This is a genomic window from Arthrobacter sp. H14, from assembly GCF_000520495.1.
Taxonomy (GTDB): Bacteria; Actinomycetota; Actinomycetes; order Actinomycetales; family Micrococcaceae; genus Arthrobacter_C.
The window spans coordinates 1,771-6,631 of the sequence record NZ_KI914626.1 but is presented as its reverse complement, the minus strand read 5'-3'; the positions used below and the strand labels follow the sequence as shown (position 1 = coordinate 6,631).

Here is a 4,861-nt window from a genome sequence, read left to right as displayed (position 1 = left end):
TGCTGGTCGAAGCCGGATACGAAGCTATCTCCTTCGTTCACACGGGACCACATTACGAACCGCGAGCTGTGGTCACCGACGTTAAACATCTGATTGACCATTTGGGCGTAGTCGAGGTGCGCCTCCTTGGATGGTCCCAAGGGGCTGCGATCGCCCAGGAAGTCGCTCTGGCACACCCGTCTCCTGTTCGGTCGGCTGTGTTGATAGCAACGTATGGCCGGCAAAATCAAATGGATAAGGTACTTCAGGAAGCGTGGGATTCTCTCTCCGTCGCGGGAGCGGATATGGATCCGGTCCGGCTCGCAATGGGCTTGCTGACAAGCCATCCAGCATCTCTTCTGGGATCAGATTCCTTCGTTGAGCCGTTTGTGCAGATCCAAGCGGAGTGGGCGTCGAAGGGCTCGGCATCAGTCGAGGCGCGGAAGAGATCGGCGGCGTTCATAAGCGGCTATCAGGAGCGCCTGGAATCGCTAACCACCATGACAGTTCCTTGCCTCGTGGTCGGATTCGGGCAAGACACAGACACTTATCTCGCGCGGGCACGGGAGGTGGCGGCCGCCATCCCCGGAAGCTCATATGTCGAGTATCCGGACGCTGGCCATCTCGAGCCCGTCATCCACGCCGGAGAAGTCATGGAATCAGTTATCCCTTTTCTTCTCCAGCATTGACGAACGTTTCTCACATGGGTTCAGCACATCTGAGAAACGGTGAAAGGAACCTCGATCCTCCTGTTCCTCAGAACAGGATCTGAACTAGAGATAACAGGGCAGTCTGGCGTGTGGGCCGCGACGATCTTGAACAGTACATCAGCGCACAATACGCCCGCACAGCGGAAACCCTGACCGAACCGGGCCAGGACCCGGACGAGGCGGAAACCAGCGAAGACTAAACCCACACCGCCTTTGTCCGTGTGCGGTGGCGGAACCAGGGGCCTGAGCCTAAGCCACCATCGAAGTCTGTTTGATGTGTGTCGAGCGGTGGTGCATCCCGGTTCAGGGTAGATTAGACCGCGTTGCCCGTCTTCATTTACGGGTCCGGGTGTTCCCGGGCCCGGCTGATACTGGCTCCCAACTGGGCCGGTAGGGCTCCGGTGAATGGTTCCCCCAACCTTGACTCACCCAGGTCCTGCCGGTCGTTTAACGCCGCTGTGAACGTTGGTGGTAACCGGCGATCAGGTTCCGGCACTCTTTACAACGGCAACCATGCCGGTACGCGGCCCGTGTCCCGTGTTCCAGTGCAGGATTCCTGCCCTCCACCAGCGCTTCCTCGAACTGTTTGGCCCACTCGGCGTTGTGACGGGCAATACCGAACAGCGGGGCCTTTGACCTGACCTGCCCACCAACGTTTGTGTGCGGCGTTTTCGACGATGCCGTCCGGGGCAGGGTAGATTAGCCCGGTGTTGCCCGTCTTCCCTTTATGGGGGCCGGGTGGTGTTCCTGGAGCCGGCCGGTGCCGGCTCCAGTATGGGCCGGCAGGGCCTGGCGTGAATGGTTCCCCCCAAACCGTGACTCACCCGGGTCCTGCCCGGTCTTTTTTAGTGCCGCTGTGAGCGTTGGCGGTAGCCGGCGATCAGGTTCCGGCACTCTTTACAGCGGCACCCGTGCCGGTACGCGGCGTGTGTTCCGTGTTCGGTGGCAGGATTCCTGCCCTGGATCAGGGCTTCCTCGAACCGGCTGGCCCATTCGGTGTTGTGCCGTGCCAGGCCGAACAGCAGCTGGTGCGGTACGCCGGTCATCCGTGCCATCTGCGCCGGGGACCGGCCCGAGGCCAGGCCGGCCAGGATCACCGGCGCATGCGGTGCCACCCGCTCCCACGCGGCCGCATGGTGCTCTCTTACCCTTTTGCCCTGATGTGGTTCGGGTTTGGTGTTCCAGCCCGGAACCGCTGCGTCCAGTTGGGCCACCCGGTGAGCCGGAAGGGTATCGTTCCGGATCCGGCGGCGCTGACGGTTAATAAACAACGCCAGAGACCATTCATGTTCACCGGCATTCTTACCCCGGCTGAGGCAGCCGCCCGGCGGAGGCTGTGGAGGCTTCCAGATCGGTCATGCGGGCAAACCAGTACGCGTCCTCACCGGGGGGCCTTCCCGGTGTGCGCCAGTTTCCGAGGGTCCTGTCGAGCTGTTTGATGCGTTCGGCGCTGAGCTCACCGCGGCTGTGCAGGCGGCGCATGGAGTACAGCCACATCGCCGCTGTCTCCTCGGCCGCATCGCCGCTGTGGCGTTTGGGCAACCGCCCATGCCGGGCCAGGAACTCCTCCGCCCGTGCCATTGCCCCCGCCCAGCGCCTCCATGGGAACCGAGTCTAACCGGGTAAAGATTCTCCTAAACCCCATGGACCGGGCGGAACCGGAGGCATAGTCTTGGAAGTGGTGGCTCCCTGTCCATGATCACCTTGCAGGTGACGGACAGGGGAGCCATCCCAATTGAGACGCCCGGCAAGTCGGTGTGGGCCGTTGACCAGGACAGGCGGCGGGCGCGGGGGCCAGCTTTCGGGGGCGGGAATGAATATTGTCTGTCCGCGATGGCAGAATCGGTCACCATGGTCACTAAAGTCGATACCGCCACAGCGGCACGGCACTTCGAAAATCATGACGGCGCCTACATCTCCTTGGCCCCGGACTTCGGCTCGGGCCCGGCAACGCATGCCCCCGTACCGGCGTGAGCCCTACATCAGCGCGGACATCGCCCTGGCCGCCGGCGGAACAGCACACATCACCGGCAAGGCCGGCGGCTGGACCACCACGGCGGCCCTGGTCCAATGGGCCGACACCGAAGGGGCCCGCCACAACGTTTGGGTCGAACCCGCGCACGTACGGCGGATCCGCCGTGAAGAGAGCACCTGGCAGGACCCTTACGACCTACACCCGTAACCCATAAACCCCCGCCCAGCGGACCGGCTCACCACACCCACCACTCGGGGATGATGCAGGCTGTGCGCCCGGGCATTGTTTCGCTTTTTGCCGGCACTGCCTGTCCTGACGATCAACCGGCGCATAGGATGATCCGGACACCTCGCGCTCGATCAGGTAGTCACGGTACCTGGCCACGATCGAAGCTGGCACTGGTACGATCCTTGACCGGCCGGACTTTGCCCGCGCTCCGTTGGTGTTGTCCTGCCGTGGGAGGATGTGCAGATGTGCACCCTGCGTGGAACACCCGAGATGGCTTGAGTCGGGAAGCATATGAAGGTCGCCACGACGCAGCCCTAAAGCTTCACCTATCCTCAAAGCAGCCCCTAACAGAATGGCCAGCAGCAGCCGGTCACGGGCTGTCCGTCCACCTTCAAGGAGCGAGGCCTCATCGTCAGGCTGGAGCGTCTGTGGCGCGTTCTCAATCTCCGGAGCCTTCAGCACCCGCGCCTCGATGGTGCGAAACTGATTCGCCTCTCCGGGATTGAAACCTGCCGGTATGTAGCGCAGAAATTTCGGTTCGGAGAGACGAACCGCCACCTGGGAGTCGGCGTGGCCGTGTGCCGCGGAGAAGCGCAGGAACCCGCACACGGCGGTCAACGTCGCGTTAACCGTCTTACCCGATTTCGGCCCGCCGCGCGGGGCTGGCGTCTGCTCGACAGCAATCTTGAACCGGGCCATATCGGCAAGCCCGATGGTTCGCCAGTCGATTCCTTGCTCGTTGGCCCAGTTCAAGAATCGGCAGATGCGCGGTAAATAGGCCTTGGCGGTATTAGGTGACCGTCCCGCCGCCCGAAGATACATCGCATAATCTCTCGCAGCGGAGTCCACCACGAATGTGTCTTCATCGACAAGCACAAGCGTGATCACTCCCGTTGTCGGCGAGACTGCCTTCTCCACCCGAAGCGCCATCTGGTCCTCACCAAGATTCATGCTCAGTCAGGCCCGTGCCTCAATGCGATCGGCGCCTCATAGGGACAAAGGTAGAAGTAGGTTGTCACTCACGTCGCTCGCCACGCCGTAACGCATGCACATAAGGCGCAACGATATCCTCGAACGCGACCTCACCGGCGAAACCTTCCGTGCCGGCACCAACGAATGCATTGTGCTGACAGGAACCCTGGCCGGACCGTTTACCGGCATGATCATCGAGTTCCTCCGCGGCAATACCACCAGCAACGATGTCCAAATTGATCACGTTGTTGCGTTATCGGATGCCTGGCAGAAAGGTGCACAACAACTGGCAGAGAATCAGCGCGAAGCGTTCGCCAACGATCCGCTGAACCTGCTGGCCGTCGACGGACCCACCAACGCCTCCAAGGGCGATTCAGACGCAGCAACCTGGCTGCCGCCGAACAAGAGTTTCCGCTGCGAATACGTCGCCCTGCAAACCGCAGTCAAAGCCAAATACGAGCTGTGGATGACCCAGGCAGAACACGACGCCATCGCCAGCATCCTCACCACCAAATGCCCCAACCAACCAGTCCCGGACGACGACGGGGGAGTGAGCGTTCCCGTAGCGGCCACACCAACACGGGAAGAGTCGCCGGAACCAGCACCTGGAACCGGCTCAGACGTCAGCTACGAGAATTGCACCGCCGTCCGCGAAGCAGACGCCGACCCGATCAGCGTCGGGGACCCAGGGTGGGACACGAAGTTTGATGGTGACGGTGTTATCTGTAGTCACACCCTCTAAGGGTGCTATATGACGACGTTTCATCAGTGAAGACATGTCATCTCTGTGGTGTTGCAGTTAGAGAGTGGATCAATCGCTTTGGTGTGACTGCTAGTTCAGAATGGCGGTTTATGACAGCTGGGTTGTCGGTTGCCTCGTCCCATAAGCCGATCCTTCAACCACCAGTTTCTTGGGCGGGTCGCAGTCTCCGTTCCGATGGAACCAGGCGGGGAATGACTTTCACATAGGTGATCATGCCGATAAGTTCAACCATGG

The 4,861-nt window shown here is 61.4% G+C and carries 7 protein-coding genes; 4 read left to right on the top strand and 3 right to left on the bottom strand.

The annotated features are described in order from the left end of the window. The first annotated feature begins 2 nt into the window (after nt 1-2). Nucleotides 3-668: an alpha/beta fold hydrolase gene (locus Y707_RS0103820; RefSeq protein ID WP_081744593.1), complete on the top strand. Its 666-nt coding sequence runs from the start codon at nt 3-5 to the stop codon at nt 666-668. 866 nt (nt 669-1,534) lie between these two features. Here Y707_RS0103820 and Y707_RS0103805 read toward each other — a convergent pair. After that, a complete protein-coding gene (locus Y707_RS0103805) occupies nt 1,535-1,903 on the bottom strand; it encodes a hypothetical protein (protein WP_035780203.1) in 369 nt (122 codons plus the stop codon). An 88-nt stretch (nt 1,904-1,991) separates the two neighbouring features. Then, complete coding sequence (locus Y707_RS0103800; RefSeq protein WP_026534100.1) at nt 1,992-2,270, bottom strand: helicase associated domain-containing protein; 279 nt, start codon at nt 2,268-2,270, stop codon at nt 1,992-1,994. A 252-nt stretch (nt 2,271-2,522) separates the two neighbouring features. Between Y707_RS0103800 and Y707_RS31205 the strand changes: the two genes are divergently transcribed. Together Y707_RS31205 and Y707_RS0103790 are read left to right on the top strand one after the other, a co-directional pair. Continuing rightward, nucleotides 2,523-2,663 carry a hypothetical protein gene (locus Y707_RS31205; RefSeq protein ID WP_162150167.1) on the top strand — a complete coding sequence of 47 codons (141 nt, stop codon included), beginning with the start codon at nt 2,523-2,525 and terminating at the stop codon, nt 2,661-2,663. After that, a complete protein-coding gene (locus Y707_RS0103790; protein WP_026534098.1) occupies nt 2,644-2,871 on the top strand; it encodes a hypothetical protein in 228 nt (75 codons plus the stop codon). The genes Y707_RS31205 and Y707_RS0103790 overlap by 20 nt, the downstream gene beginning before the upstream one ends. On the opposite strand, the gene Y707_RS23215 is transcribed toward Y707_RS0103790, so the two are convergent. Beyond that, the gene (locus Y707_RS23215) at nt 2,860-3,843 is read right to left on the bottom strand and encodes a site-specific integrase (protein WP_051441620.1); all 984 of its coding nucleotides are present in this window, start codon (nt 3,841-3,843) and stop codon (nt 2,860-2,862) included. The two genes, Y707_RS0103790 and Y707_RS23215, sit on opposite strands and share 12 nt — an antisense overlap. Nucleotides 3,844-3,937: 94 nt before the next feature. On the opposite strand from Y707_RS23215, the gene Y707_RS23210 reads away from it, so the two are divergent. Continuing rightward, on the top strand, nt 3,938-4,606 hold the full coding sequence (locus Y707_RS23210; RefSeq protein ID WP_051441619.1) for a GmrSD restriction endonuclease domain-containing protein: 669 nt from the start codon (nt 3,938-3,940) through the stop codon (nt 4,604-4,606). Nucleotides 4,607-4,861 lie beyond the last annotated feature (255 nt).